Origin of the sequence: Nocardia carnea NBRC 14403, from assembly GCF_000308515.1 — a bacterium.
GTDB lineage: Bacteria > Actinomycetota > Actinomycetes > Mycobacteriales > Mycobacteriaceae > Nocardia > Nocardia carnea.
Genome location: NZ_BAFV01000070.1, coordinates 126,704 through 153,313 on the forward strand (window position 1 = coordinate 126,704; position 26,610 = coordinate 153,313).

Annotated in this window: 25 protein-coding genes; 14 read left to right on the plus strand and 11 right to left on the minus strand. The window is 67.9% G+C overall.

The window, feature by feature from the left end; genetic code table 11:
* Positions 1–156 carry a CG2302 family histidine operon protein gene (locus ON22_RS37290; RefSeq protein WP_169332479.1) on the plus strand — a complete coding sequence of 52 codons (156 nt, stop codon included), beginning with the start codon at positions 1–3 and terminating at the stop codon, positions 154–156.
* Positions 157–489: 333 nt separating this feature from the next.
* Here the strand turns inward: ON22_RS37290 and thiE are convergent, their stop codons facing one another.
* Complete coding sequence (gene thiE / locus ON22_RS24655) at positions 490–1,185, minus strand: thiamine phosphate synthase (RefSeq protein ID WP_033246417.1); 696 nt, start codon at positions 1,183–1,185, stop codon at positions 490–492.
* A gap of 52 nt (positions 1,186–1,237) precedes the next feature.
* Between thiE and thiO the strand changes: the two genes are divergently transcribed.
* The 6 genes from thiO to ON22_RS24685 all read left to right on the plus strand — a co-directional run bounded on the left by thiO (position 1,238) and on the right by ON22_RS24685 (position 6,789).
* The gene (gene thiO / locus ON22_RS24660) at positions 1,238–2,326 is read left to right on the plus strand and encodes a glycine oxidase ThiO (RefSeq protein ID WP_033246418.1); all 1,089 of its coding nucleotides are present in this window, start codon (positions 1,238–1,240) and stop codon (positions 2,324–2,326) included.
* On the plus strand, positions 2,323–2,571 hold the full coding sequence (gene thiS, locus ON22_RS24665) for a sulfur carrier protein ThiS (RefSeq protein WP_051158033.1): 249 nt from the start codon (positions 2,323–2,325) through the stop codon (positions 2,569–2,571). The genes thiO and thiS overlap by 4 nt, the downstream gene beginning before the upstream one ends.
* On the plus strand, positions 2,564–3,322 hold the full coding sequence (locus tag ON22_RS24670) for a thiazole synthase (RefSeq protein ID WP_033246419.1): 759 nt from the start codon (positions 2,564–2,566) through the stop codon (positions 3,320–3,322). The genes thiS and ON22_RS24670 overlap by 8 nt, the downstream gene beginning before the upstream one ends.
* Positions 3,323–3,534: 212 nt before the next feature.
* Positions 3,535–4,527, plus strand: a complete 993-nt coding sequence (locus tag ON22_RS24675; protein ID WP_081595816.1) for an ABC transporter ATP-binding protein — start codon at positions 3,535–3,537, stop codon at positions 4,525–4,527.
* Positions 4,527–5,294, plus strand: coding sequence for an ABC transporter permease (locus ON22_RS24680; RefSeq protein ID WP_033246420.1), 768 nt, complete (start codon positions 4,527–4,529; stop codon positions 5,292–5,294). Before ON22_RS24675 ends, ON22_RS24680 begins: the two co-directional genes overlap by 1 nt.
* Before the next feature lie 730 nt (positions 5,295–6,024).
* Positions 6,025–6,789, plus strand: coding sequence for an adenylate/guanylate cyclase domain-containing protein (locus tag ON22_RS24685; protein ID WP_033246663.1), 765 nt, complete (start codon positions 6,025–6,027; stop codon positions 6,787–6,789).
* A 157-nt stretch (positions 6,790–6,946) separates the two neighbouring features.
* On the opposite strand, the gene ON22_RS34900 is transcribed toward ON22_RS24685, so the two are convergent.
* Positions 6,947–8,059 (minus strand): CHAP domain-containing protein, encoded by a 1,113-nt coding sequence (locus ON22_RS34900; protein ID WP_086007805.1) that lies wholly within the window; start codon positions 8,057–8,059, stop codon positions 6,947–6,949.
* A 238-nt stretch (positions 8,060–8,297) separates the two neighbouring features.
* Entirely contained in the window at positions 8,298–9,281 is a 984-nt protein-coding gene (locus ON22_RS24695) for a LysR family transcriptional regulator (RefSeq protein ID WP_033246421.1), read from the minus strand.
* 158 nt (positions 9,282–9,439) lie between these two features.
* Here ON22_RS24695 and dnaE point away from each other — a divergent pair, with 158 nt between their 5' ends.
* Positions 9,440–12,976, plus strand: coding sequence for a DNA polymerase III subunit alpha (gene dnaE, locus ON22_RS24700; protein WP_033246665.1), 3,537 nt, complete (start codon positions 9,440–9,442; stop codon positions 12,974–12,976).
* 209 nt (positions 12,977–13,185) lie between these two features.
* On the opposite strand, the gene ON22_RS24705 is transcribed toward dnaE, so the two are convergent.
* From ON22_RS24705 to ON22_RS24715, 3 genes are read right to left on the minus strand one after another with little or no spacing between them, the layout of a single operon-like run.
* Positions 13,186–13,638 carry a deaminase gene (locus ON22_RS24705; RefSeq protein ID WP_033246422.1) on the minus strand — a complete coding sequence of 151 codons (453 nt, stop codon included), beginning with the start codon at positions 13,636–13,638 and terminating at the stop codon, positions 13,186–13,188.
* On the minus strand, positions 13,608–14,414 hold the full coding sequence (locus ON22_RS24710; RefSeq protein WP_081595804.1) for a RibD family protein: 807 nt from the start codon (positions 14,412–14,414) through the stop codon (positions 13,608–13,610). The genes ON22_RS24705 and ON22_RS24710 overlap by 31 nt, the downstream gene beginning before the upstream one ends.
* Positions 14,414–15,169 carry an NUDIX hydrolase gene (locus ON22_RS24715; RefSeq protein WP_033246423.1) on the minus strand — a complete coding sequence of 252 codons (756 nt, stop codon included), beginning with the start codon at positions 15,167–15,169 and terminating at the stop codon, positions 14,414–14,416. Before ON22_RS24715 ends, ON22_RS24710 begins: the two co-directional genes overlap by 1 nt.
* Positions 15,170–15,354: 185 nt before the next feature.
* Between ON22_RS24715 and ON22_RS24720 the strand changes: the two genes are divergently transcribed.
* Genes ON22_RS24720 through ON22_RS24730 form a run of 3 tightly spaced genes read left to right on the plus strand, consistent with a single transcriptional unit; the run spans position 15,355 to position 20,186 of the window.
* The gene (locus ON22_RS24720; RefSeq protein ID WP_051158035.1) at positions 15,355–16,722 is read left to right on the plus strand and encodes a GlnX family signal transduction membrane protein; all 1,368 of its coding nucleotides are present in this window, start codon (positions 15,355–15,357) and stop codon (positions 16,720–16,722) included.
* The gene (locus ON22_RS24725; RefSeq protein WP_081595805.1) at positions 16,719–17,771 is read left to right on the plus strand and encodes a glutamate ABC transporter substrate-binding protein; all 1,053 of its coding nucleotides are present in this window, start codon (positions 16,719–16,721) and stop codon (positions 17,769–17,771) included. The genes ON22_RS24720 and ON22_RS24725 overlap by 4 nt, the downstream gene beginning before the upstream one ends.
* Positions 17,772–17,777: 6 nt before the next feature.
* A complete protein-coding gene (locus ON22_RS24730; protein WP_081595806.1) occupies positions 17,778–20,186 on the plus strand; it encodes a serine/threonine-protein kinase in 2,409 nt (802 codons plus the stop codon).
* Between the two features lie 91 nt (positions 20,187–20,277).
* Here ON22_RS24730 and ON22_RS24735 read toward each other — a convergent pair whose 3' ends face one another.
* On the minus strand, positions 20,278–21,378 hold the full coding sequence (locus tag ON22_RS24735; RefSeq protein ID WP_033246424.1) for a CaiB/BaiF CoA transferase family protein: 1,101 nt from the start codon (positions 21,376–21,378) through the stop codon (positions 20,278–20,280).
* Between the two features lie 143 nt (positions 21,379–21,521).
* Between ON22_RS24735 and ON22_RS24740 the strand changes: the two genes are divergently transcribed.
* Positions 21,522–22,067, plus strand: a complete 546-nt coding sequence (locus ON22_RS24740) for a methylated-DNA--[protein]-cysteine S-methyltransferase (protein ID WP_051158036.1) — start codon at positions 21,522–21,524, stop codon at positions 22,065–22,067.
* 368 nt (positions 22,068–22,435) lie between these two features.
* A complete protein-coding gene (locus tag ON22_RS24745; protein WP_051158037.1) occupies positions 22,436–23,239 on the plus strand; it encodes an alpha/beta fold hydrolase in 804 nt (267 codons plus the stop codon).
* Positions 23,240–23,416: 177 nt separating this feature from the next.
* Here ON22_RS24745 and ON22_RS24750 read toward each other — a convergent pair whose 3' ends face one another.
* A complete protein-coding gene (locus ON22_RS24750) occupies positions 23,417–24,046 on the minus strand; it encodes an NAD(P)H-dependent oxidoreductase (protein WP_033246425.1) in 630 nt (209 codons plus the stop codon).
* 53 nt (positions 24,047–24,099) lie between these two features.
* On the opposite strand from ON22_RS24750, the gene ON22_RS24755 reads away from it, so the two are divergent.
* Complete coding sequence (locus tag ON22_RS24755) at positions 24,100–24,477, plus strand: MerR family transcriptional regulator (protein WP_157170434.1); 378 nt, start codon at positions 24,100–24,102, stop codon at positions 24,475–24,477.
* Positions 24,478–24,533: 56 nt separating this feature from the next.
* Here the strand turns inward: ON22_RS24755 and ON22_RS24760 are convergent, their stop codons facing one another.
* The 3 genes from ON22_RS24760 to ON22_RS24770 are packed head-to-tail and all read right to left on the minus strand — an operon-like array spanning position 24,534 to position 26,543.
* Complete coding sequence (locus ON22_RS24760) at positions 24,534–24,776, minus strand: helix-turn-helix transcriptional regulator (RefSeq protein ID WP_033246426.1); 243 nt, start codon at positions 24,774–24,776, stop codon at positions 24,534–24,536.
* A complete protein-coding gene (locus tag ON22_RS24765; protein WP_033246427.1) occupies positions 24,766–25,617 on the minus strand; it encodes an ABC transporter permease in 852 nt (283 codons plus the stop codon). Before ON22_RS24765 ends, ON22_RS24760 begins: the two co-directional genes overlap by 11 nt.
* The gene (locus ON22_RS24770; protein WP_051158039.1) at positions 25,614–26,543 is read right to left on the minus strand and encodes an ABC transporter ATP-binding protein; all 930 of its coding nucleotides are present in this window, start codon (positions 26,541–26,543) and stop codon (positions 25,614–25,616) included. The genes ON22_RS24765 and ON22_RS24770 overlap by 4 nt, the downstream gene beginning before the upstream one ends.
* Positions 26,544–26,610: the final 67 nt, after the last annotated feature.

Here is a 26,610-nt window from a genome sequence, read left to right on the forward strand (position 1 = left end):
GTGTCCACCGATGTCGCCGCAGTACTGCTGTTCACCCTCGCCGGATTCCTGATCGGCGGCGCCTACTCCACCTGGAAGACCACCCGCCCGCTCGCGATCAGCCTCGGGGTGTGCGCCGTGGCCGCGGTGGTGGGGGCGGTGCTCTGGTTGCTGTGACAAGTCTTCTGCCCACGCCCGGCGGCAGGTAGAGCCGGGAAGTGGTCGACGGCACGGCCCATGCGGCAGTGCAATCGCTGCGGTGAGGTTTCCCGCGGGGGCCGACGGGGCAGTCATGGACGGGTGTCCCGGAACCACTCCGCCGCCCTCGGCGGCCAGTTGTTCCCGGCCCTGCCGATACGCCGGTCCTGCCCATCTGCGCCGGGCGGGACCGGCGTACCGACACAGTGGACGATCGAGAAGCTGCCCGGCGGCGGTAGATCGAGAGGGCTGCCCGGCGGTAAGCGAGATAAAGCCGACACCGTCCTACTGCACTCCCCGCGCAGCGTCCGGTCAGTCCACCAGCAGGGCGGACTTCAACTCTCGTGCTGCCGCCTCCGGATCATCGGCAGCCGTGATGGCCCGTACCACCACCACACGCTCCGCGCCCGCGGCCCGGACCTCCGGCAGCGTCGAGCCGTCGATACCGCCGATGGCGAACCACGGTCGCGCCGGCGCGGCGGCGGCGGTGTCCCGCACCAGTTCCGGACCCGCCGGTTCACGACCCGGTTTCGTGGGCGTCGCCCACACCGGGCCCGTGCAGAAGTAGTCGAGGTGTTCGTCGGCGGCGGCCAGACGAGCCTGTTCACGGTCGTGCGTGGAGCGGCCGATCACCACATCCGGGCCCAGGATCCGGCGGGCATACCAGGGCGGGAGATCCTGCTGCCCGAGATGCAGCACGTCGGCCGCTGCGGCCAGGGCGATATCCGCGCGGTCGTTCACCGCCAGCAATGCGCCGTGGCGGCGGGTGGCGGCCCGTAGTTCGGCGAGCGCCGCGAGTTCGCCCATGGCCTCGAGCGGACCGAACCGCCGCTCCCCGGGCGACCCCTTGTCGCGTAGCTGGATGATATCGACACCACCGGCCAGCGCCGCATCCGCGAACGCGGCCAGATCGCCCTTCTCCCGGCGGGCGTCGGTGCACAGGTACAGCCGGGCGGTCGCGAGACGATCACGCGGCGGAAGCTGTCGGCGAGCGGAGGACGGTTGCACAACTGCCACCGTAACCGCGCTAACGTGGAAATGTTGCAGGAGGTGGAACGTAGTGCGAACATCCGCGACCGTCGCCGTGGTCGGTGGCGGTGTGATCGGGCTCGGCGTGGCGTGGCGGGCCGCGGAAGCGGGCTGGTCGGTCACCCTCTTCGACCCAGCCGTCGGCAGCGGCGCCTCATGGGTTGCCGGCGGGATGCTCGCACCCCTGTCCGAAGGCTGGCCGGGTGAGGACGATGTGCTCGCGTTCGGCGCGGCGGCGCTGGCCCACTGGCCGGATTTCGCGGCCCGGCTGGCGGCGGTCACCGGGGTCGATGTCTTCGTGGCCCGGGAAACGCTGACCATCGCCCAGGACGGCGCGGACGCCGCCGATCTGCACACCATCGCCGACTGGGTGAACGGGCACGGGCACGATCTGCGGCTCCTGGACCGCGCCGGGGTGCGGGCGCTGGAACCCGCGCTGGCCCGCACCGTGCGGGCCGGGTTGCTGGCCGGCGCCGAACCCGCCATCGACAACCGGAGGCTGGTCACCGCGCTGCGCAAAGCCGCAGATGAAGCCGGTGTCACCGTCCGCCCGGAACGGGTGCACGACCTCGCCGAACTCGACCACGACCGGGTCGTGCTCGCCGCCGGCGCCGCATCGCCGGCGCTGTGGCCGGGGCTGCCGGTGCGGCCGGTGAAGGGCGAGATCCTGCGTCTGCGGCAGCGTCCGGGGACGCAACCACCACCCACCCGCGTGGTGCGGGCCCGGGTCCACGGGCGGCCTGTGTATTTCGTGCCGCGCGACGACGGCGTGGTAGTCGGTGCGACCCAGTACGAGGCCGGTTTCGATACCGCCGTCACCGTCGCCGGGGTTCGCGATCTCATCGCCGACGCCGAAACCGTGCTCCCCGGGATAGGTGAATACGAACTGACCGAGGCGAGCGCCGGCTCCCGGCCGGGCACACCGGACAATCTCCCACTGATCGGCCGGCTGTCCGACCGCGTGATCGCCGCCACCGGGCACGGCCGCAATGGCATGCTGACCAGTGCGCTCACGGCCGATGCTGTTCTCGCCGAACTCGGCGGACAACCGCTGACCGAAGTCGCGACGGCCGATCCGCACCGTTTCGGTGCGTCCACATCTTCAGGAGGTAATCGATGACAGTGTCATCAGCATCGGGGCCACCCGCGTCCGGGTCGCCGGTCCCGATCGGTGTCACGGTGAACGGGACCGATCACGAATTCGCCGCCCCGCTCACCGTCCGGGAACTACTGGAACGGCTGGAACTGCCGTGCCAGGGTGTGGCGCTCGCGGTGGACGGCGCAGTGTTCCCGAAATCACGCTGGGACGAACCGGTCGGGCGCGGCTGGGAGATCGATGTGCTGACGGCGGTCCAGGGTGGCTGACGAACCGTTACGGATCGCCGACCGCACCTTCGGCTCCCGGCTGATCATGGGCACCGGCGGGGCGGAGAACCTGGCGGTGCTGGAGGAGGCGCTGCTCGCCTCCGGAACCGAACTGACCACGGTCGCCATGCGCCGCGTCGATTCCGCCGGCGGTACCGGGGTGCTCGATCTGCTGAAACGCCTCGATATCGCCCCGCTGCCCAATACCGCGGGCTGCCGCACAGCAGCCGAAGCGGTACTCACCGCTCGGCTGGCGGCCGAGGCGCTGGATACGAACTGGGTCAAACTCGAGGTGATCGCCGACGAGCGCACCCTGCTACCCGACCCCATCGAACTCCTCGACGCGGCCGAACAGCTGGTCGATGCCGGGTTCACGGTACTGCCGTACACCAACGACGACCCCGCCCTGGCGCGGCGGCTCGAGGATGCGGGCTGTGCGGCGGTGATGCCGCTGGGCGCGCCGATCGGCACCGGCCTGGGAATCGGGAATCCGCACAATATCGAGATGATCGTGAGCCGCGCACAGGTGCCGGTGATCCTGGACGCCGGTATCGGCACTGCCAGCGATGCCGCGCTCGCCATGGAACTCGGCTGCTCCGCCGTCCTGCTCGCGACCGCCGTGACCCGGGCCAGGAAGCCCGCTCTGATGGCCGCCGCCATGGCGGATGCGGTGCGGGCCGGGTATCGAGCACGCGAGGCGGGCCGCATACCGAAACGGTTCTGGGCGCAGGCCTCGTCGCCCGGACTGTAGGACGGACACGGTCACCCGGGCCGGCCCCTCGGTTCACACCGATCCGGTGACGGTGAGCGGCCCACGTTCCGGCTGCACCGACTCCGGACCATCCCTGGTCGCTACGCATCACAGCGGGGGTACGGCTCGGGGCCGACTCATCCTCGAGGATGACCGCGAGTCACGACCATCGGGCGACGCGCGTGCTCCCGGTATAGGGCATGCTGGTCGGCATGATCGAAGTCCGGGGCTTGACCAAGCATTACGGGCAGACCGTCGCGGTCCAGGACCTGACCTTCACCGTGCAACCGGGGCAGGTCACCGGTTTCCTCGGACCGAACGGCGCCGGTAAATCCACCACCATGCGGATGATCCTGGGCCTGGACCGGCCCACCTCGGGTACCGCGTTGATCCACGGCAAACCGTATGCCGAACTGAAGCATCCGTTACGTGAGGTCGGCGCGCTGCTCGACGCGAAATGGGTCCATCCCAACCGCTCCGCCCGCGCCCATCTGGAATGGATGGCCGCCTCCAACGATCTGCCGAAATCACGGGTCGAGGAGGTACTGCGGCTGGTCGGCCTCTCGGAGGTGGCCGGTAAATCCGCGGGCGGGTTCTCGCTCGGGATGTCGCAGCGGCTGGGTCTGGCGGGGGCGCTGCTCGGCGACCCGAAGGTGCTGCTGTTCGACGAGCCGGTCAACGGTCTCGACCCGGAGGGGATCCTGTGGATCCGCCGGTTCATGCAGCGGCTCGCGGCCGAGGGGCGCACGGTTCTGGTGTCCAGCCATCTGCTGTCGGAGATGGCACAGACCGCCGATCATCTGGTGGTGATCGGGCGCGGCCGGCTCATCTCCGATTCCACGACCTCCGATTTCATCGAACGGGCGTCGGAGGCTTCGGTGCGGGTGCGCAGCCCGCAACTGGACGAACTGCGCAGCCTGCTCACCTCGCACGGGATGACGGTGAAGGAGAACGACGGCAATGCCGACGGCGCGGCGCTCATCGTGAACGGCGTGACCAGCGATGCCGTCGGGACACTGGCCGCCGAACACCAGATCACCCTCTTCGAACTCGCCCCGCAGCGCGGCTCCCTGGAGGAGGCGTTCATGCGGATGACCGGCGGGGACGTCCAGTATCACGGCGAGATCGGATCACCGGAGGATGCCACCGTGGTCATGGACAAACCGGCGGATTCGGAACCGCTGTTCACGGGAGGTACCAAGTAATGGGCGTGATCGCTGCGGAACGCATCAAACTCACCTCCACCCGTTCGCCGTGGTGGTGTTCGGTGATCGTGGTGGCGCTGGCCGTCGGGTTCGCCGCCCTGTTCGGTCTGATCGGGCGGATCGCCGCCGACGACCCGCAGGCCGCCGGTCCTCCCGTCATCACGGTCGATACCGCATTTCTCGGTGTCACCGGTTTCGGCATTCTGGTCTTGTCCATCATGGCGACCCTGACCGTGACCAGCGAATACCGGTTCGGCATCATCCGGACAACGTTCCAGGCCATCCCGAACCGCATATCCGTGATCGGCGCGAAAGCGATCCTGGTGGGCCTGTATGCGGCGGTGCTGACCACGGTGCTGGCTTTCGCCGCCTACGCCGTCGCCAAGGCGGTTGCGGGCGACGCGGGATCGACGCTGGTACTCGAGGACAACTGGCGGGCCCTGTACGCGGTGCCGATCCTGGCCTTCCTCAATGTGGTGGTGGCCATCGCGGTCGGTGTCCTGGTCCGGCAATCCGCCGCGGCGATCTCCTTGATCGTCCTGTGGCAATTGATCATCGAACCCCTGGTCGGCGCACTGGGTAAAGTAGGACGTGAGATCAGCGCGTTCCTGCCGTTCCAGAACGCGAGCCGCTTCGCGACGATGGACGACTCGCTGTCCTCGGCGAACTGGCATTGGGGTGTGTGGGGCAGCCTCGCCTACTTCACCGCCTTCGTCGTAGTCGTCGCGGGCATCGCGTTGCTGGTGGTCAACCGGCGCGACGCCTGACCCCGAATCGCCCGAGCTGCTTCCCTCGCCGCTCGGGTATCGGATGCGCGACCTTGTCGGGAGAATTCGCGCATCCCGCGCCTCGGTGGCCACTGCCCGGCCGCCGGGGTGCTCTACCACCGGTCCGGTGCGCCCGCGCACCGGACCGGTGGTCGTTATACGCACCGGAACGGTGGTCGTTATCACAGCCTGGACGTCCGACCTGATCATCGATCCGCGGCCGCCGGGAACGCCCACTATCGGTAACCGGGAGTTCACCTCCCGACCCCCGGTCCTGGCTACCATCGACGTCAGGACCACGAGGTCAGGCACCACACGTTTTCCATCGGCGGACCCAACGGCGTGCCGCACTCCTCCGATAGAGAGGTGACAGGTGACGATTCTCAGCACTCCCACCACGGCAGACCCCCTGAGATACCCTCGGGACGTGAACGAGAAACCCTCCGGCAGCACCGCACCGGAGCCGGAGGTCGACAACGACGCCGCGGCTCGCGCCGGCGACGAGGGCCCGACCATCGCCCCGAACCCCGTCCGGAAAAACGGTGCTACGGCGACCACGCGGGCACGCCGGGCGCAGCGCCGGCGATACGGTGAAACGACCGGATCGTCCACGCCGACCGAGTACGCGGGCAGCACCACAGCGGAGGACACAGCCGGCACCCCGGACAGCTCCGGCCCCGGTGACGCAGACGAACCCGCCCGCCCCCGGATCGGGCCGCTCTCCGCATTCATGTACGCCGCGAACAACCGCCCGGATGTGATCGACGTCCTGCGTAAAGCCCGCAAACAGCTCCCCGGCGATCCCGCCTTCGGCGATCCGCTCTCGGTCAGCGGCCCCGGCGGCGCCCGGGCCGTAGCCCGCGCCGCGGACCGGCTGGTCGGGGACAGCCCCAGCGCAGCCCGCGAGATCGGTTTCGGCGCCCTGCAGGTCTGGCAGGCCGCGCTCGAACGCCTCGGCCGCGGTAAGGGCACCGAGGAAATGACGGTGATGTTCACCGACCTGGTTTCGTTCTCGTCGTGGTCGCTGACCGCCGGCGACGAGGCCACCCTGGATCTGCTGCGCAAGGTCGCGCGCGCCATCGAACCCCCCATCGCCGAACGCGGCGGGCAGGTCGTGAAACGGATGGGCGACGGTGTGATGGCGGTATTCCCCTCCGCCGACCGCGCGGTCCAAGCCGCGATCGCGGCCCGGCGCAACCTCGCCGATATCACCGTGGATACCTACCGGCCGCGGATGCGGACCGGCCTGCACACCGGCTCTCCGCGCGAGATCGGCGGCGACTGGCTGGGCGTGGACGTGACCATCGCGGCCCGCGTGATGGAAGCGGCGGGTAACGGGCGGATGATGATCTCCGAATCCACCCTCGCCGCGCTGGAACCCGAGACGCTGGCCGAGCTCGGGCATACCGCCCGGCCCTACCGGCGTAGTTTCTTCGCCGCGCCGCTCAGTGGGGTCCCGGAGGATCTGCGTATCTACCGGGTCAGCTCGGTCTAGCGGCCCCGAGTTATCCGGCCGTGGTCCGGTAGGCCAGGCTCTGCGGCGCCGGGCTCACCGGGCGGGACCGAAGGCCAATTGATTTGTCTTCGCATCGGCAGACGCGGTAGCGCTACCGCCGGCACAGCACCGCGGGGAAGGGCGGGGCGAGATTCCGCTATTGCACGGGTGCCGGATCAGGAGCCTTGCTTTCGGGTGGTTTGACGACACCTACCAGGTCGTTATTGCCCATCTGATACTCGTTGCGCCGCAGCTGGTCACTGGAATTCCCCTCGATCGTGTGGATGGTGTTCCCTACGACCTTTTCCACGATGCCGATGTGATCCGGAGTACCGTCGCCCTGCCAATCGAAAATGATCAAATCACCTTCCACCGCGTCATGGGCAGTGCCGGTATCGAGTTGGGCTTTGGCGTCGTTCCAGATGGCCGGTACATAGTTCGGATTCGTCCAGTCGACCTGGTAGCCCGCCTTTTCCCAGACGTGGCTGGTGAATGCGGCACACCACGCGGCGTCGATATCGTACGGAACTTTCGCACCGGGTTTATTGGCGTAGTACAGGTCATTGGAGCTTCCGCGCTCGGCGGCCCCGAGTGCCAACTCCGCTCGGGCAGCCTCGAGGATGCTGTCGCGAGTGGCGTCACCGGTCACGGTGAAGGTCATATTGCTTTCCGGCGAACGGTTACCCCAGACAGCGGCGGGGTTACCGTTGTTGCCAGGGTTGGCGCGTTCGACCTCCTCCGCGTAACGCTCCATATCCCGCTGCGCACTGTTGACGAGTTCGACGACATCCCAGAGCGTGTTCAGCGCATCGTTGACCACCGCATATTCCGCCTCGATCGGCATGTAGGGCTTGCCTTCTTCCGCAGGCGGTGCCTGCGCAAGATTCTCCTGGAGCGTGGTGACCTTCGATTTGATGTCCTGGAACGTACCGTCTCCGGTGCTGAAGGCGGCAATAGCGGACTTGCCCACCGAGTCGTTTCGGCTCTGCAAGTCGTCGGTGTGGCTCGCGATGTCCCCGCGACGGCCACCGTATCGATCGACCATGACGGATTCGCCAGATGGTGCGTCGAGACCCTCCGCACTGAGCATGCCCTGATTGGTCAGCCAAGCCACTGGGTCCACGTCGTAGGTCGTATCCTCGTATCCTGTCGCCACCAGCAACACCTGCGCCTGGATACCCTCCTCGACCAGCTCTATGATCGCAGCAGCCGACGGACGTGCCGCGGGCGGCGGTTCCAGGTTGATTTCCAGATCTTCACGAGTCGCCATCCCCGCATCACCCCATGCCCAGGTCGGCACCCGAACACGGCAAGCGTTCGAACCTCATCAGCACCTCACGAACGCACTCGTCTCGGCCGCCGTGTCGCTCATCGGCGGTGCACCACCACAGATTGCTTCGATTATCGGACATTCCCGGCATTGGTGATATTCGACGCCGACGCCCTGCCGGATAAGTGCCGCAACGCATCCGAGCCCCCACCTCGGCAATCGCGCCCGCAGCAGACGTTCACGAGATGAACAGAGCTCGGTCGGCGGCCGGTATCCAGCAACCTGCCGCAACGTCGCGGTTGTAGCCGGCTCGGAAGTGTTCGGCCAGCGCCGGCAGTTCGGGGTGTCGGTCGGTCATATCCCAGAGCAGCACATGCGGGTAGGCAGGTGTGGGATCGACCACGGAAATTCGCCGGATCTCGGGATGCCACGGGGTTTCGAAGCCTTCTCCGGTGAAGGTCGCCAGCGAGTCCGACCTGGCGACGGCCTCGACGAGCTCCTCGATCGGCGCCGGCCCACGGGTGACGTCCGACCCGGCGAAAAGTTCCGGCCGCGGTGACTGATCGATCACCATCCCGCTGGATCTCGCCAGGTCGTCATAGAAATCGGCCCACTCCGACGGTATTGCCGCGCCGGGCACCCAAACCTGATGACCCGCCAATTCGGCGAGCGCTACGGCGGACCGACCGGCCAGCGGATGATCCCGGCCCACGAGCAGATGCAGCGCATCGAGGTACGCCGGTACGGCCGCGATGTGTCCCGGCAGTGGTCGCGGGCCACCGTGGGCGCGCGCAAAGGCCGCGTCGACCCGTCCATTCAGCAGGGCATCCCGGGAGGTCACGTACGGGTTGGACAGCACGAGTTCGATATCGGCTTCCGGGCGGCGCTTCAGATAGAACCGCATTGCCCGCATCTCGGCTTGCCGCTCACCCAGCACCGCGATCCGCAAGGGACGTGGCCGCCCCGCAACAGCCGCGATCGCTTCGTCCGCAACCGCCAGTAGCGACCGTGCATGCGGTAAGAACCGCACGGCCGCGACAGTCGGTTCGGCCCCGCTCGGCACTCGGTCGAACAGCGGCACTCCCAGTAGTGCCTCCAACCGCGCGATACGTTTGGACACTGCCTGCTGGCTGATCTGTAGAGCGCCCGCGGCGAGGCCGAATTGGCGGTGCTCCATCACAGCCGCGAAAGCCCGTACAGCCCGTAGATCGAGTTCACCCACCCCGGCCTCCTGTCACATCCATCGGTTGTGCTGGTTCACGTGTCGATTGTTCGACCTACCAGGTTTCACCTGGTCATATGTAGCCGAATCAACCTTATCGGCCGCTCCGGGTGAACAACCGGACGGCCCGGACACGGCTCACGGCACGGGGTTCACCGATGACGAACGCTTCTTTCGTGCACCTGCACAACCACACCGAGTACTCGATGCTCGACGGGATGGCCAAGGTCGATCCGCTGTTCGCCGAAGCCGAGCGGCTCGGTATGCCGGCTGTCGGGATGACCGACCACGGGAACATGTACGGGGCGGCGGAATTCTTCCGGCGGTCGCGGCAGTCGGCGGTGAAACCGATTATCGGGATCGAGGCATATATCGCTCCGGAGTCGCGGTTTTCCGGCGAACGCGTGCGGTGGGGTGACCCGTCGCAGAAATCCGACGATATTTCCGGCTCCGGCGCCTACCTGCATATGACGATCTTCGCCCGTAATGCCGTCGGCCTGCGCAACCTGTTCCGGCTGTCGTCGCGGGCATCGTTCGAGGGGCAACTGGGAAAATGGCCGCGGATGGACGCCGAGCTGATCGCGGAGTATGCCGAGGGGTTGATCGCCACCACCGGCTGCCCGTCAGGGGAGGTCCAGACCCGTTTGCGGCTGGGGCAATTCGATGCCGCCTATGCGGCCGCCGGCCGGTGGCGCGATATCTTCGGCCCGGAGAATTTCCTGCTCGAGGTGATGGATCACGGGCTCACGATCGAGCACCGGGTCCGCGCGGATCTGCTCGCAGTCGGAAAGAAGGCCGGGCTGACCCCGTTGGCCACCAACGACTGCCACTATGTGCTGCGGCAGCAGTCCGCCGCCCACGAGGCCATGCTGTGCGTCCAGACCGGGAAAACACTCTCCGATCCCACGCGGTTCCGGTTCGGCGGCGACGGCTACTACCTGAGTTCTCCGGCCGAGATGCGGGCGCTGTGGGACGACGAGGTACCGGGCGCATGCGATACCACCCTCGCCGTTGCCGAACGTATCGAGCCCTACGACGAGGTGTGGGATTTCCGCGACCGGATGCCGGTGTTCCCGGTACCCGAGGGGCATACCGAGGACAGCTGGCTGCGCCAGGAGGTGGCGGCCGGATTGCGCTGGCGCTTCCCGGTCGGCGTACCGGACAGTTACCGTCATCGCGCCGATTTCGAGCTGGACATCATCCGCGACAAGGGCTTTCCCGCCTACTTCCTGGTGGTGGGCGACCTCATCGCCTATGCGCGACGTGCCGGGATCCGGGTGGGGCCGGGACGCGGTTCGGCGGCCGGTTCGCTGGTGGCGTACGCCCTGGCCATCACCAATATCGACCCGATCGAGCACGGACTGCTGTTCGAACGTTTCCTCAACCCGGAACGGCCGTCCGCACCGGATATCGATATCGACTTCGACGACCGGCGCCGCGGCGAGATGATCCGGTACGCCACCGAGCGGTGGGGTGCGGACAAGGTCGCACAGGTGATCACCTTCGGCACCATCAAGACCAAGGCCGCGATCAAGGATGCGGCGCGGGTGCAGTTCGGGCAGCCCGGGTTCGCCGTGGCCGATCGGATCACCAAAGCGCTGCCGCCGGCGGTGGCGGCGAAGGATATCTCCGTCGCCGGTATCACCGATCCGGGCCACGAACGCTACGGCGAAGCCGCGGAGGTGCGGGCGCTCATCGATGCCGATCCCGATATCCGCCGGATCTACGACACCGCGGTGGGTCTGGAAGGCATGGTCCGCGGCGCGGGAGTTCATGCCTGCGCGGTGATCCTGTCCAGTGAACCGCTGCTCGATGTGGTGCCGCTGTGGAAACGCCCGCAGGACGGGGCGGTGATCACCGGATGGGACTATCCGTCGTGCGAGGCCATCGGCCTGCTCAAAATGGATTTCCTGGGGTTGCGGACGCTCACGGTGATCGGCGACTGTCTCGACAATATCCGCGCCAACCGGGGTATCGAGATCGACCTCGACACCCTGCAACTCGATGACGAGGCCACCTACGCGATGCTCGCCCGCGGCGACAACCTCGGCGTTTTCCAGATGGATTCGGCCGGGATGCGGGAACTGCTACTGCGGATGACACCGACAGAATTCAACGATCTGGTGGCCTCCAACGCCCTGTACCGGCCCGGGCCGATGGGAGTGGGTGCGCACTGGGCCTATGCCGACCGTAAGAACGGCCGCGAAGCGGTGACACCGATCCATCACGAACTCGACGAGCCGTTACGCGACGTCCTCGCCGAAACGTATGCGCTGATCGTCTACCAGGAACAGATCATGCAGATCGCCCAGCAGGTCGCGGGATATTCCCTGGGACAGGCCGATCTGCTGCGCCGCGCCATGGGCAAGAAGAAGCCCGAGGTACTGGCCATGGAGTTCGAGAACTTCCGTAACGGTATGCGCGGCAACGGGTACAGCGATGACGCGGTGACCGCCCTGTGGGAGGCCGTACTGCCGTTCGCCGGATACGCCTACAACAAATCCCACGCCGCCGGATACAGCCTGGTGATGTATTGGACCGCCTATCTGAAGGCGAACTATCCGGCGGAATTCATGGCCGCGCTGCTCACCTCGGTAGGCGACGACAAGGATAAATCCGCGACCTACCTCGCCGACTGCCGTAAACGCGGTATCCGGGTTCTCCCGCCGGACGTGAACCAGTCCGCCGCCACCTTCACCAGTGTCGGCACCGATATCCGCTTCGGCCTGGGCGCTGTGCGCAATGTGGGCGAACCGGTGGTGCAGGCGGTGATCCGGGCGCGGGAACCGGGCGAATTCACCAGCTTCTCCGACTACCTCACCAAGGTGGACACCACCGGCTGCACCAAGAAGGTGGTCGAATCACTGGTCAAGGCAGGCGCGTTCGATTCGCTGGGACATCCCCGCAAAGGGCTGTGGACCGTCCACGGTGAGGCCGTCGACGCCGTGATGCACACCAAGAAAGCCGCAGCACGCGGGCAATTCGACCTGTTCGCCGGCGATGGCGCCGATCCGGACCACGGCGCCGGCATTTTCGATATCCCGGTGCCCGATCAGGAATGGGAGACCCGGGAGCGGCTCGGTTACGAACGCGAAATGCTCGGGCTCTATGTTTCCGGACATCCCCTGGACGAGATCGCGACCGCACTCGCCACGGTCGGCGACACCCCGATCGGCGCGCTGACCGAAGGCCGGGTTCCGCACGGACGGAAGGTCACGGTGGCCGGCATCATCGCCGCCGTCGACCGCCGCGTCACCAAGAAAGGGGAAACCTGGGCGATCGTACGACTCGAGGACCTGGAGGCCGGGATCGAGATCCTGTTCTTTCCGGTCGCCTACGCCGATGCCGCCACACTCCTGGTCGAGGATGCGGTTGTGGCCGTCGGCGCACAGGTCAGCATCCGCGACGGCCGGCAGTCGTTGCTCGGCGATCAGGTGCGTGATCCGGAACTGACCGCCGACGGGTCCGGCCGGGCCCTGACCCTCACCCTGACCGCTACCGCGTGTACACCGCGATCGGTGCGAGCCCTGCGCGAAACGCTGCAGCACCACCCCGGCGCCACCGAGCTCCGGATCAACCTGATCGGCGCCCGAGGTCCCCGGCTGCTCGCGCTGGACCCGAGGTTCCGGATCACCACCTCACCCGCCCTGATGGGCGAACTGAAAGCACTGTTCGGACCCGCCTGCCTGCGCTGAACGGCGACCGGGCACGAAAACGCCGCCGGGTGGTGGTCCCGGCGGCGTTGTTCGAGGTCGGCGTCCAACAAGCGCCTCTCGGCGAGTGGTCGCTCGTAGCGACTGATGGGGTGGGGCCCGGGGCTGTCCGAACGCCGACATGGGGATTCAACCCGGGCACCCGGCGAGCTATTTCCCGCCACGTTGTGATGCGCGCTACCCGGCGTAGTTCACAGCTCGAGGTGCCGGTTCATCGACATCGCGGCCTCGGCCAGCTCCGGCAGTTCCAGCACCTGCACCCCGTGCTGCCGCAGTTTCTCCACACCCACACAGTTGACGACGAAGGTCGCCGGTTCCCGCCACGCGATCACGACGGCCGGGATACCGGCCGCCAGCACCCGGTCGGTACACGGCAGCCTGGTCTTGGTGGCCCGCTCCGAACACGGTTCCAGAGTGCTGTACAGGGTGGCATGGCGTAGCCGCGGATCCGCCGGATCGAGTTTAGCCAGCGCGGCCTCCTCGGCATGATTCTTGGGATCGGCCTCGCGGGAGAAGCCGGTGGCGAGCTCGACCCCGTCGGCGACGATCACCGCACCCACCGAGAACGCGCCCGGAACCGGTGGGCTGCGCTGCGCCAGTTCGATCGCCCGGTTCATCCAATGGTGGTGGTCGGGTTCGGGCATCGGGCCTCCTGGGGTCGATAACGCAACACTGCCACATCCCCGAGCTGCGCTACCCCGAGCAACGACATGCGGTGGGCGGAACCACCCGGGAACTCCGCGGGATACAGGAAACGCGGCGCCTGCGAGTCGCCGACCAGGGTGGGGCCGATGGCGAGATGGAGTTCGTCGGCCAGACCGCCGGCCAGGAACGCGGTATGGATCCGGCCACCGCCCTCGACCATCAGCCGCGCTATTCCGCGGGCGGCGAGGTCGTCGAGCAAGGCCCCGAAGTCCAGCTCGGGGCCCAGCGCGACGATCTCGGCATGCGCGGTCGGCCGCTCTCCCCCCGGCACGGTCAGTCGTTCAGCCACCCGCCGGGCGCCGGATTCGGTGGTGTAGACGAGCGGTGGGTGTTCGGCCGTACCGTGATGCCAGAAGCGTGCGCCCGGATCCAGGTCTCCGGCCGCGGTCACTGTGACCTTGCGGGGGTATTCGGGTTTCCCGGCGGCTACGCGGGCCCGCCGGCGGCCCTCGTCCTTCACGATCAACCGCGGATTATCGCGGCGCACGGTTTCGGCGCCCACCAGAATCGCGTCCGACCAGGCCCGCAGCTCGTCCACCCGGTCGAAATCGGCCTCGTTCGACAGCAGCAGCCGCTCGTCGGCGGTGTCGTCGATATATCCGTCGACACTCACCGCCACCGAGAGCAACACATAGGGCCGGGATCCGCCGGAAGTATCTGCCGGCCCGCCCGACCCCGCGGTACCGCCCGGCCCGTTCTCGCCCGCCGCAACCATCAGGCCTCCGGGCCGAGCACCCGGCTGCGCGGGATACCCAGCACCCTGGCCTCCGCCGATACGGCCGCACCGGGTTCCGCGGATGGGTCCCCGGCCGCCGATACCGCTGCCGCCGCCTCGCTGTCGTCGGCCGCCTCGGCCGGGTACGGCGGGTTCAGCAGGACGGCGCGCTCCCCGGGGCCTTCGGGGTCGGCGTGCAACCAGACGAACTCCACTCCCAGATCGACAGTGCGGGGCAGGGTCGCGGCCAGGCCGGCGATATCGGCCTGCGGGCATTCACCGATATCCATGCGCGCCGGTGTCACGCGCAGATCCGGCCAGGCCGCGGCGAACGCCGCATGCAGCGGCCGCCGGTCCACCTCGTGCTCCGGCACCCAGGCCAGTTCGACACTTTCCATATTGGGTTCGACGGGCAACGGCTTTCCGGCGTCGGCGATCACGGTGGTGTAGGTCCAGCCGCTGGGTGCGACCGCCGTGACCCGTTCGGCACGCACCTGGATATCGGCGGCCTTGATCCCGGCTTCCTCGTCGGCCTCACGCACCGCGGCGTGCACCGCGGTTTCGTCGCTGTCGCGGGCCCCGCCGGGCAGTGCCCAGGTACCGCCCTGATGACTCCAGGGCGCCCGGTGCTGTAGCAATACCGCTACGCCACCTGCCCCGATCGGGGCGCGCAGCAGCAGCCCGGCCGCACCGAATTTCCCCCAGTGCCGTACCCCACCGGGGCTCACAGCCCACCCGTCTCCATCACCGCGCATCTCGCACCGTCCTCGTCGACCGTCCCCTTCCATCCTGCCGTACCCGGCTGCGGGGATGGTCGTTGTGGCCGTCGAGGCGCGAGCGGGCACAATACCGAATACGCTCAGAACAGCGGTGTGAGCGGGATCGCCCACATACCGAAGAGCGATACAGCGCACACGGCGCCCAGAGTTGGAGGGTGGACATGACGCGGTCGGCGGTGGATCGGGCGGTCTCCGAACCGGACCTGCCCGAACCGGGCCGGCCGGAACCCGCGCCCACGACCGGGTGGTCCGGACTTGTCCGGCCGCGGGTCGAAACGGCGTGGAAATGGCTGGATCCCGCGCGACTGCGCCAATTCGCGCAATCCTCGCCGGGGCGGCTCATCGGGGTCGGGCTGCTACTGGTGGTGCTGTGCCTGGGATCCGGGGCGCTCACCGCGGCCACCGTGCACGACCGCCAAAGCGATCTCGACATCCTGCTCGCCGGAACCGAACCCGACACCAATGCCGCCCACCGGCTCTACACCTCACTCTCGGTCGCCGACGCCGCCGCGGCCACCGCCTTCATCTCCGCCGGCCTGGAACCACAGCAGGTGCGCGACCGCTACAGCCAGGCACTGGGCGAGGCGGGCGCCGAACTGGTGACCCTGTCCGGTGAGGGCACCGAAGACGACCGGCAGCGGATCGGCATAGGTTCCGGGTTGCCGGTCTATTCGGGTCTGGTGGAGACCGCGCGGGCGAACAACCGCGAAGGTCACCCGGTCGGTGCCGCGTATCTCAGCGAGGCATCACACCAGATGCAGAGCGAATTGCTGCCGATGGCCGAACAACTCTACGTCCGCCGGGCGGACGCCGTGGACGAGGCGCAGGACCGGCACGTGCGGCCGCCGCTGGTCGCGATCGTCGTGCTGCTGGCGGCGCTCACCGCGCTGGTCTGGGCGCAGCGGCTGATGGCCCGGCGCTGGCACCGGACGTTCAACCCGGGCCTGCTGCTGGCCTCGGGTGCGGTGCTGATCCTGCTGCTGTGGACGGTGATCGCCGGATCCGTATCGGCGTCGGCGATGTCGGGCGGCCGCTCCGACGGCACGGTGCCGGCCGCGCGACTCACCGAGAGCCGGATCCTGGCGCAGCAGGCCCGCTCCGCGGAAACCCTGAAACTGGTGCGGCGCGATACCACCGGCGATTACGACCACACCTTCGACGCCAACATCACCCGGCTCAACGAGCTACTCGCCGGGCACACCGACCGCGCCACCACCGACGCCCGCGCCGCTCTGCTGCACTGGCTGGCGGCGCATCAGCGGATGAACGACACACTGAACCGTGGCGAATTCGCCCGTGCCGCTACGATCGCCACCGCACCCGGCGCCGAAAACGCCACCTTGCACGTCGAAGCTTTGGACAAGGCCCTGGCCACGGGCATCGCCGAAACCCGGGATACCCTGCGCAGCAATATTTTCCACAGCGCCCGGGTACTCGACTACCTGGCGCCCGGTGCGGTGATTCTCGGAATCGCCGCCGCGGCGTATATCGCCTTCGGAATATGGCCGAGACTGCGGGAGTATCGATGAGATCTGCGCCCAACCCGCCCCACCCGGCGGCGCGGCCCCGGCCGCGCCGAACCGGTCGCGCACTGCCCCGCTCCGGTGTACGGTCCTGGGCGCTGCGCAGTGCCATCGCCTGCACCGCACTGCTTCTGGCAGGCTGCGCCACCGGGCCCGGCCCGCACAGCGAAACACCGCACGGCGATTACGCCGAACCACCGCTACCCGCCCAGGCGACCGCAATACCCAGCGACGCCCCGGTCCAGCTACCCGACGATCCCGACTGCGGCGACCCCACCGCGAGCCTGCGTCCCGCCGGCCCCGCCGCCACCGGGCCCGCCCTGAACCGGATCCGTGCCCGCGGCCGCCTCCTGGTAGGGCTCGATACCGGCAGCAATCTGTTCAGCTTCCGCGACCCCAACAGCGGTGTCATCGTCGGATTCGATGCCGATATCGCCCGCGAGGTGGCCCGCGACCTGTTCGGCGACCCCGACCGGATCGAATACCGCAGCCTGGGTTCGGAAGAACGAGAAGACGCACTCATCGACCGCCGCGTCGATATGGTGGTCAAAACGATGACCATCACCTGCGCGCGGCTACAGCGGGTAGCGTTCTCCACGGTGTACCTGCAGGCACATCAGCGCGTGCTCGCAGTACAGGGTTCCGGGATCGAGAGCCTGAAAGACCTTGCGGGTAAACGGGTCTGCACGATCCGCAGCACCACCTCCCTGGAACATATCCGGCGAATTCAGCCCAAAGCGTCCATCCTCACCGTCCCCACCTGGGCCGACTGCCTGGTGGTACTGCAACAGCGGCAGGTGGATGCGGTGAGCACCGACGATTCGATCCTGGCCGGCCTCGCGGCACAGGATCCACATACCGAACTCGTGGGCCCGAGCATCAGCCAGGAACCGTACGGAATCGGAATCCCGAAGGGCGACGAGGATCTGGTGCGCCTCGTCAACGGAACCCTCGACCGCATCCGTGCCGACGGCACCTGGAGCCGGCTCTACAGCCAGTGGCTCTCGGCCCTCGGCCCCACCCCGGCGCCCCCACCGGCGACCTATCGGGACTGATCGGAGGTGGCGACGGACGAGTCCGGCAACCGCCCCGGCTCCGGGGACACCCCGGAGCCGCCGGAAACCCGCGCCGTCGAACCCACCCGTTTTCGCAAGCGACCCCCTGGAAACGCGGCAGCGCCGAGTGCGGAACCGGGCAGCGAGACAGGCCCTCCCCCAGACACCGACACCGCAGCAGTTCCCGGCACAGCGGCCGTGGGGTCCGGCGAACTGCGCGCCGGGACCAGTCTCGGGTCGGGCCGCGGCAGTGGCGGCCAGGTGCGGACGGGGCGCAGTACCCGGACCGTGCGTTCCCGGCCCACCGTGCGCACACTGGTGGCGGGGCTGGTCGAGGTTCCGCGCGTCGAGCCCGCCGATCCGGCCGCGGCGGTCCTGACCGATCCGGTGGTCGCGGAAGGGAAACGGTTCTGCTGGCGCTGCGGGAAACCGGTGGGCCGGGCGAGCGCGAACGGACCGGCGACTACCCGCGGTACCTGCGCGAATTGCGGTGCCAACTTCGATTTCCGGCCGAGTTTGCGCCCCGGCGATATGGTCGCCGGCCAGTACGAAATCCAAGGTTGCCTCGCGCACGGCGGGCTGGGCTGGATCTATCTGGCGATCGACCGCAATGTCAGCGACCGTTGGGTGGTGCTCAAGGGCCTGCTGCACGCCGACGATATCGAGGCGCAGGCCGTGGCGGTGGCCGAACGTGAGTTCCTCGCCGAGGTCGCCCATCCGGGCATCGTGAAAATCCACAACTTCGTCGAACATCGCACCTCGGACGGTGGGCCGATCGGGTTCATCGTCATGGAGTACGTGGGTGGTCGTTCGTTGCGCAGTATGCTCGACGACCACCGCCGCCCCGAACGGATTCCGGTGGCGCAGGCGATCGCCTATGTGCTCGAGGTGCTGCCCGCCCTCGACTATCTGCATGCCACCGGGCTCACCTACAACGATCTGAAACCCGACAACATCATGGTCACCGAGGATCAGGTCAAACTGCTCGACCTCGGTGCGGTGGCACCGATCGAGGCGTACGGGAACCTGTACGGAACCAGAGGTTTCCAGGCCCCGGAGATCGCCCGGACCGGTCCGACCGTGGCCTCCGATATCTATACGGTCGGGCGGACGCTGGCCGTGCTGACCCTGAATATCCCCACCGAACACGGCGCCTACCGCGACGGCCTGCCCGCCCCCGATGACGAACCGGTGCTGGCCGAATACGAATCGTTCCATCGCCTGCTACTGTGCGCCACCGCCCCCGAACCCGACCGCAGGTTCGGAACGGCCGGTGCGATGGCCGACCAGCTGGCCGGGGTGCTGCGCGAAATCCTCGCCCTCGACACCGGGACCGAACATCCGCATCGGTCGGTGGTTTTCGGAAAGCAGCGCACCGCTTTCGGCACCGAGCAGCTGATCGGCCTGACCGACGCGTACGCCGACGGCGCCGACCACGACACGGCCCTGGCCGCCACGGATATCGCTGCCGCGCTACCGGTCCCGTTGCCGTCACCGACCGATCCGGCCGCCCGCCGGCTGGTGGATATCCTGCAGGCCGAACCCGATCAGGCGCTGGCCGCCCTGCACGAAGCGCGTGAAGACCTGGCACGCGACCCAGCAGCCGCCCCGGAAAACCTGGAACTGGAATTGCGGCTGGCCGAAGCACGCATCCTGCTCGATTCGGACCGGGTCGGCGATGCGGGCGAACTGCTGGACGCGATTCCGGGTGCGAGCCGCCGCGATTGGCGGATCGACTGGTACACGGGGCTGGCCGGGTTGCGCGAGAACGACTACGAGAAGGCCTACTCGGCCTTCGATGCCGTACTGCGGGTGCTGCCGGGCGAGCCGGCACCGAAGCTGGCACTCGCCGGGACCGCCGAACTCGTACTCCAGCATTGGCACCCGGATGAAACCAGGGCCTGGCGCGCCTACGCCGAGAACTTCTATGCCACCGCATGGCGCACCGATCACGGCTTGGTGAGCGCCGCGTTCGGCCTGGCCCGCCTCCTGTCGGCCACGGGCCGCTATGCCGAGGCGGTTACCGCCCTGGACGAAGTGCCCGGCTCGTCACGCTATTTCACCACCGCCCGGATGACCGCAGTACTGCTGCTGCTCACCAGCGCTCCCGTGGCCGATCTCTCGGAACACACCATCCGGCTTGCCGCGGAGCGAGTGGAGGCACTCCCGCCCGACGAACGCCGCGCGCTGCAGCTCCGGGTCATCGTCCTGGGCAGCGCACTCGCCTGGTTGCAGGCCGGCAACACCCCGACCGCCCCGAACCCGCCGCTCATCGGTATCGCCTTCACCGAGAACGCCCTACGCGACGCCACCGAAAGAGGCCTCCGCACCCTGGCCCGGCGGGCCCCCGGCCGCCGCCACCGCTACGCCCTGGTGGACCTGGCCAACTACATCCGCCCCACCACCTGGTTCTGAACACCCGTTCGCCGCCGCCCGGTGCGGGCATCGGGTCAAAGGGCAAGGCCGGCCGGTTCGATCGGCATACTCGAACCGGCCTGCCTGCGGATCAGTCCGCCCAGACGGAATCGATCGGCGTGGACTCGGTGGGCGGCGGGGACGGGACCGCGCTGGGGGTGCGGGAGAAGCGCGGCGCGGGGGCGTGCTGGGTGACATTCTCCAGTTCCAGCAACGAGCCGCGGGCGGCGATGTGCTCGTTCTCGGTGGCCTCTTCGAAGGTAAGGACCGGGGTGACGCACGCATCGGTGCCGGCGAAGATCTCGGACCATTCGTCGCGGGTCTTGCTGCGGAACTTGTCGGTGAAGAGTTTCTTCAGCTCGTCCTGGCCGGCCGGGTCCATCTGGAACGGCAGACCCTCGGGATCGATGTCCAGGCCGGCCAGCAGCTGCGCGTAGAACTGCGGTTCGATCGCGCCGACCGCCATGTACTTGCCGTCGGAGGTTTCGTAGGTGTCGTAGAACGACATACCGGTGTCGAGCAGGTTGGTACCGCGTTCCGAACTCCACGCGCCCATCCCCCGGAAAGCCCAGATCATCTGCGACAACGCCAGTGTGCCGTCGATCATGGCGGCATCGATGACCTGCCCCTTACCGGAATTCTGGCGTTCCACCAGGGCGGCGAGAACACCGAACACCAGGAACATCGAACCGCCACCGAAATCGCCGACCATGTTCAGGGGCGGCACCGGGCGTTCACCCTTACGGCCGATGGCGTGCAGGACGCCGGTGAGGCTGATGTAGTTGATGTCGTGACCGGCGCGGTCGGACAGCGGACCGAACTGGCCCCAGCCCGTCATCCGCCCGTAGACCAGGCGCGGGTTGCGTTCCAGGGCGGCATCGGGCCCCAGTCCCATCCGTTCGGTGACGCCCGGGCGGAACCCCTCGAGCAGCACATCGGCCTTTTCCACCAGGCCGAGCACCCTCTCGATATCCGCCGGGTCCTTCAGGTTCGCCTCCACGACGGTGCGGCCGCGCAGCGTCGGGCGATCAGCGCCGCCCGGGAGCTGGCCGGCCCGCTGGATCCGCACCACATCGGCGCCGAGGTCGGCGAGCAGCAATGCGGCATGCGGCCCCGGCCCGATCCCGGCGAGTTCGATCACGCGAATGCCCGCGAGCGGGCCCTGCTTGGTGGCGGTGGATGGTGTGCTCACGCCTTACCTCGGTTCGTCGTCGATCCAGTGTCTGCCCGCGGCCGCCCGCGGACATATTGACAGTATGACAACAGGTGCGTCACGTCACGGTGTCGCCCGCGATCGATCCGGTTTCCGCACCTGTCGGTGGGCGCGGGCAGACTATGGGCATGCCCGGCACCGCTCCCTTCGACGCGACGGATTTCGATACCGCAATCGGCCGCTGCGCTGTCAGCTGGCACGGTGAGGCGGTGGTCCGGTTCCGGCTGCCCGGCCACGATCCGCTGACCACCCGGCTCCCGGACGACACCCGCCAGGTCGCCACCCCCGAAACCGGGCCCCGCGCCGCGATGCTCACCCGGATCCGCGCCCACCTCGACGGCGACCTCGACGACCTCCGCTGGATCCCGCTCGACCTCACCGGCCTGCCGGAATTCCACCGCGCCGTCTACACCGTCACCCGCGCCATCGACCCGGGCCGCACCCTCAGCTACGGCGAGGTCGCCGACCGTATCGGCGCGCCCGGCGCCGCCCAGGCCGTCGGCCAGGCACTCGGCCGCAACCCCATCCCCCTGATAGTTCCGTGCCACCGAGTACTGGCCGCCGACCACGCCCTGCACGGGTTCTCCGCACCGGGTGGTATCGACACCAAACAGCGCCTACTCGCCATAGAACGCACGTCGGGCTTCGGCGAACCGACCCTCTTCTGAACACGCCGACAGACACCCCGGCGCAAACAGCCCGCCCGCACTCCGGGGCGGCTATTGCGGGGGCAAGGGGAGCCGGACGCATCGTCGGGCAGGCCCCAGGCGCCGAGCAGCGCGGAAAGGAACCCGATCGATCGAGTGTTCCGCCTCGAGGTCGGGGTGTCGTGGTCGCGGGGGCGGTGGGAATCGGCAGACGGAGTCGATACCCGTCGAGCGCCGTGCTCGTCCGCCGATCCGGCGCGAGCCAGGCCCGGCTACGCGCCTCCTCGGTGACCGATGCGGCTCACCGCGTGCAGCCGAAGGTATGGCCCGGGGTAATCGAGACGCTAATGCGCTGGAGGGGTGGGGACGACTTTTGCGAGAGTATGCGCATGCCGTTGTTCACCGACCTGCCGCCCGCGAGCTTCCGATCATTCGACGGGACCATGATCCGCTACCACCGTGCCGGTGACGGGTCGCCGGTGATCATGATCCACGGTTCCGGCGGCGGGCTGCATTCGTGGCAGCCGGTGGCCGAGCACCTGCCGGACCGGTTCGATCTGTGGTTGCCGGCCCGGCGCGGCTATGCGCCGAGCGGTCCGGGGCATGCGCCGAAACACTTCGCGGACGAGGTGCGCGATCTGGGGGCGGTCATCGATATGATCGGCCGGCCGGCCCACCTCGTGGGCATGTCCTACGGTGCGACCGTGGCCCTGCACGCGGCGGCATCCGGGCTGGCCGTCCGCTCGCTGGCCCTGTGGGAGCCCCCGCTGTACGCGGCGGGCGCCGAGCTCGCACCCGTCCTGTCGCGGTTCGAGCTGCTCACGGCGAACGGGGACCACACCCGAGCTCAGCGGTTACTGGCCGAGAAGGTAGCCCGGGTTCCGGCCGCGATGCTCGACCTGTCGGAGCCGATGGAGGCCGCCGCGGACGCCCCTGACGACTCCGACGGTTGGAGCCGCGACCTGGAATCGATGGTCGGTGACACCAGCTACCTGGACCGCTGGGCTTCGGTGACCACGCCGACGCTGCTCATGCGCGGCTCGGACACCTGGCAGCCGATGCCGGAAACCGTCGAACGACTCGCGGCGGTGATGCCGGACGCCCACCTCGAAACATTGCCGGGCCAGACGCATTTCGCGCCCTCCACAGCGCCCGCTGACGTTGCCCGTATCCTCGCGGACTTTCTCTACTGACACCCCGGCCCGGTGCCGGTGAATGGTGCGACAGTTCATGATGTTCCGGTCGCGGCTCATTCCCCGTAAACCACCTCGGCGAGCCGGTCGTCGACCGATTCCAGTACCGGATCGGCGGCCGGCGGCGATACCGTGCGCTGACGGCAGCCCAGGAACACACGGTTATAGGCGCTCCACTCAGACTGCCACCCGGTCGTATGCAGGCTGCGCGCGCCGAGCCATCTCGGCACCGATCTCGTACCCCCGGGCGATCAATTGCTCGTGGACGGCCGGGTCCTTGGACTCGGTGTCGTAGAGGAATTCGATCGATGCCTCACCGATCTGGGAGTAGTCGGCAATACCGTGCATCGTCTGGGTGATCAAAGCCGCCTTGTAGCCGTGCCGGTCGAACGTACCTTCGCCCAGACCGGCCAGTGCGACGAGATGAAGATTCCGCACCGCGCTCGGGCTGCCGTGCGAAACATCGTCATAGGCCCCGAAAACCCGGTCGAACCAGCCTTTGGCGAGTGCGGGCATGGACCACCAGTAGACGGGAAAGAGAACGACGGTCACCTCCGCCGATTCGAGTAGTTCCTGCTCACGGCTGACGTCGGCGGGCAGTCCCGAAAGCCCTCGGTGGTGCGCCAGATCGGCCTTTCGGTAGACCGGATCGAACCCGGACGCCACCAGGTCGTGGGTTGTGGCGGTGACATTTCCCGCGGACCGGATGCCCTCTTCGATGGCTCGCGCGACGGCCCAGGTAGCCGAGTCGTGGTCCGGATGAGCGACTACGACCACGACCTTGTTCCCACTGTCTTCGTTCGTCATATCGGCGAAACTAAGCTATGACACTAACGTCAATGTCAAGGAAGGGTAGCCGGATGCGGATACGCGATTTGAGCCTTGCCACCGGGGCGAGCCCGCGGATGCTCCGGCACTACGAGGGTGCTGGGATCCTTTCGCCCGAACGCGATACCAACGGGTACCGGAACTACCACCCCGAGGACGTCCAGACCGTGGACCACATACGCTGCCTGCTCGCGTCCGGCCTGTCGCTGTCCGAGGCCTCCGCGATACTGCAGGTCGCCTGCCTCGACCCCGCCGGCGCCTCCGATGCCGACCGCGCAGCCGCACTGGCGCAACTCGACGAACGGACAGCGCAATTGGACGCCGGAATCGCCCGCCTCCAGGCTCAGAAGGCGGAAATTCTCGGACTTCGCTCGAGCATCGAGGCACCGGCGAGTCCCACATCGGACTGATCGACAGTAGACGCGGCGGACGGGGCTCGGTGCAGCCGCCCGGCCGGGGCAGCAGCTCAGGCGATTTCGCTGCCCGAACCGAGCCGCGGGAACGGTTCGGTGGAGAACACGACCTCCACCGCTACCTCGAAATACGCCGCGATCCGCAACGCCAGGTGCAGGCTGGGACTGTATTCGCCGCGTTCCAGGTAGCCCACGGTCTGATAGTGGACGCCCAGCGCCTCGGCCAGCTGCCGCCGCGAGATACCGCGCTCGGCGCGCAGCATCGCGATACGGTTGTAGATGATCTCAGAAGGCACGCTGCATCGCCTTCTCGCGGCGAGCGGCCATACTCGACCCTGATTCGTGACGCGCCATGCGTCGCAACACTACCGGCGCGATGAGCAGGCCCACGACGGCCCATGCCCCCAGTACCGCGGCCGTTTCGAGATGCCGCCAGGACCGGTCGATCTCGATGGTCACCGTTTCGGGCGGCAGCAGCGCCGACCGCATACCGAGACCCGTCCAATACATCGGGAAGGCCTGGGCGACGGCCTGCAACCAACCGGGCAGCGCGGTGATCGGGTAGAAGATGCCGGAGATCGCGATGAGCCCCATCAGCGGCATGGTCAGCAGGAAGGTCGCGCGTGGCCCTTCGAGGACGCCGCCGAGTATCGCGCCGGCCGGCAGGGTGGCGAGCAGGCCGAGCAGGACGACCCAGCCGAATGTGAGCCACGCTCCGGGACCGTCCAGTGACGACCCGCCGATGATCACCATGCCGGCCACGAGCACCACGAGCACTTGCACGAGAACCGATCCCGCCGCGGTGGTGATCTTGCCGACGAAATATCCGACCATGCCGTTCGGGATGGCCTTGGCCCGTAGGAGCGTGCCGTCCTCGCGGTCGAGCACCAGCACGTTGGTGATCGCGAACAGGCCGTTGAAGGCGATGATGCTGCCGATCAGGCCGGGTAATGCGAGTTCGGCGATCGACAGTCCGCTGTCCGCGTACTCCCGGTCGCGCAGCAGGTAGAGCGCACACAGGGACAGCGCCGGTGTCAGGAACTGCCCGAGCAGTTCGGGTGCGTTGAGGTACATCTGCCGCAGTTCGATCCAGGCGCGGGCGAAACCGCCACGTACGGCGGTGGCGGTGGGATTCATCGGGTGACCTCCGCGAGAGTATGCACCGCTGCCCCCGGCTCGCCGGATTCGTGGCGGCGGACCAGCGTCATATAGGTGTCTTCCAGCGACGCCCGGCGGACCTCGAGCTCGCCGATCCGGTCGCCGTGCTGTTTGAACAGTTCGTGCACGTATTTCGTGGATTCGGTGGTGGTGTGCACGAAGCGCTGATCGCCCACGGTCCAGCGCACTTCGGCTTCCCCGGCGATACTGCCCGACAGTTCCTCTGCCGAGCCGTCGGCGATGATCCGCCCACCGGCCAGGATCAGGATCCGGTCGGCAAGTTTTTCCGCTTCGTCGAGATCATGGGTGGTGAGCAGCACCGTGGTGTCCTCGAGATCGGCGAGGCGGTGCACGAGATCGTGGAAATCGCGCCGGGCCGCGGGGTCGAAACCGGCGGTGGGTTCGTCCATGAACAGCAATTCCGGCCGGCCGACGATCCCGATCGCCACATCCAGCCGCCGGCGCTGCCCGCCGGAGAGTGCAGAGATCTTGGCACCCGCTTGTTCGGTGAGTCCGACCAATTCGATGAGTTCGCCGGTGTCCCAGGGCTTCCGGGTTCGCCCATCGGAGTAGGGCCGGTAATAGGCACCGAGATGCGCGAGCAGTTCCCGCACCCGCCATTTGGCGTGGTCGCGCCAGGACTGCAACACCACACCGACCCGTGCCCGCCAGGCTTCGTCGCCGAGCGCCGGGTCGACACCGAGGACATGCACTTCACCTGCCGAACGTGTACGAAACCCCTCGAGTATCTCGAGTGTGGTGGTCTTACCCGCCCCGTTGGGTCCGAGCATCACCAGGACCTCCCCGCGCCGCGCCTGGAATGTCACATCACTCAGCACCTCGGTGGTGCCGTAGCGCATTCGCAGCGCGTCGACATCGAGTACTACGCCGTCACTCGAAGCCATGAGACCTCCCAATTGCCCAACTTCGACAATTTGTAGCATACGTACTACATATCGGCGCGGCAATACT

Bases quoted from the DNA above. Each gene is read 5' to 3' on its own strand.
- thiS (WP_051158033.1), top strand. From the start codon at position 2,323: ATGACAGTGTCATCAGCATCGGGGCCACCCGCGTCCGGGTCGCCGGTC.
- ON22_RS24675 (WP_081595816.1), top strand. From the start codon at position 3,535: ATGATCGAAGTCCGGGGCTTGACCAAGCATTACGGGCAGACCGTCGCG.
- ON22_RS24680 (WP_033246420.1), top strand. From the start codon at position 4,527: ATGGGCGTGATCGCTGCGGAACGCATCAAACTCACCTCCACCCGTTCG.
- ON22_RS24685 (WP_033246663.1), top strand. From the start codon at position 6,025: ATGTACGCCGCGAACAACCGCCCGGATGTGATCGACGTCCTGCGTAAA.
- ON22_RS34900 (WP_086007805.1), bottom strand. From the start codon at position 8,059: ATGGCGACTCGTGAAGATCTGGAAATCAACCTGGAACCGCCGCCCGCG.
- dnaE (WP_033246665.1), top strand. From the start codon at position 9,440: ATGACGAACGCTTCTTTCGTGCACCTGCACAACCACACCGAGTACTCG.
- ON22_RS24705 (WP_033246422.1), bottom strand. From the start codon at position 13,638: ATGCCCGAACCCGACCACCACCATTGGATGAACCGGGCGATCGAACTG.
- ON22_RS24710 (WP_081595804.1), bottom strand. From the start codon at position 14,414: ATGGTTGCGGCGGGCGAGAACGGGCCGGGCGGTACCGCGGGGTCGGGC.
- ON22_RS24715 (WP_033246423.1), bottom strand. From the start codon at position 15,169: ATGCGCGGTGATGGAGACGGGTGGGCTGTGAGCCCCGGTGGGGTACGG.
- ON22_RS24720 (WP_051158035.1), top strand. From the start codon at position 15,355: ATGACGCGGTCGGCGGTGGATCGGGCGGTCTCCGAACCGGACCTGCCC.
- ON22_RS24725 (WP_081595805.1), top strand. From the start codon at position 16,719: ATGAGATCTGCGCCCAACCCGCCCCACCCGGCGGCGCGGCCCCGGCCG.
- ON22_RS24740 (WP_051158036.1), top strand. From the start codon at position 21,522: ATGGGCATGCCCGGCACCGCTCCCTTCGACGCGACGGATTTCGATACC.
- ON22_RS24745 (WP_051158037.1), top strand. From the start codon at position 22,436: ATGCCGTTGTTCACCGACCTGCCGCCCGCGAGCTTCCGATCATTCGAC.
- ON22_RS24750 (WP_033246425.1), bottom strand. From the start codon at position 24,046: ATGACGAACGAAGACAGTGGGAACAAGGTCGTGGTCGTAGTCGCTCAT.
- ON22_RS24755 (WP_157170434.1), top strand. From the start codon at position 24,100: ATGCGGATACGCGATTTGAGCCTTGCCACCGGGGCGAGCCCGCGGATG.
- ON22_RS24765 (WP_033246427.1), bottom strand. From the start codon at position 25,617: ATGAATCCCACCGCCACCGCCGTACGTGGCGGTTTCGCCCGCGCCTGG.
- ON22_RS24770 (WP_051158039.1), bottom strand. From the start codon at position 26,543: ATGGCTTCGAGTGACGGCGTAGTACTCGATGTCGACGCGCTGCGAATG.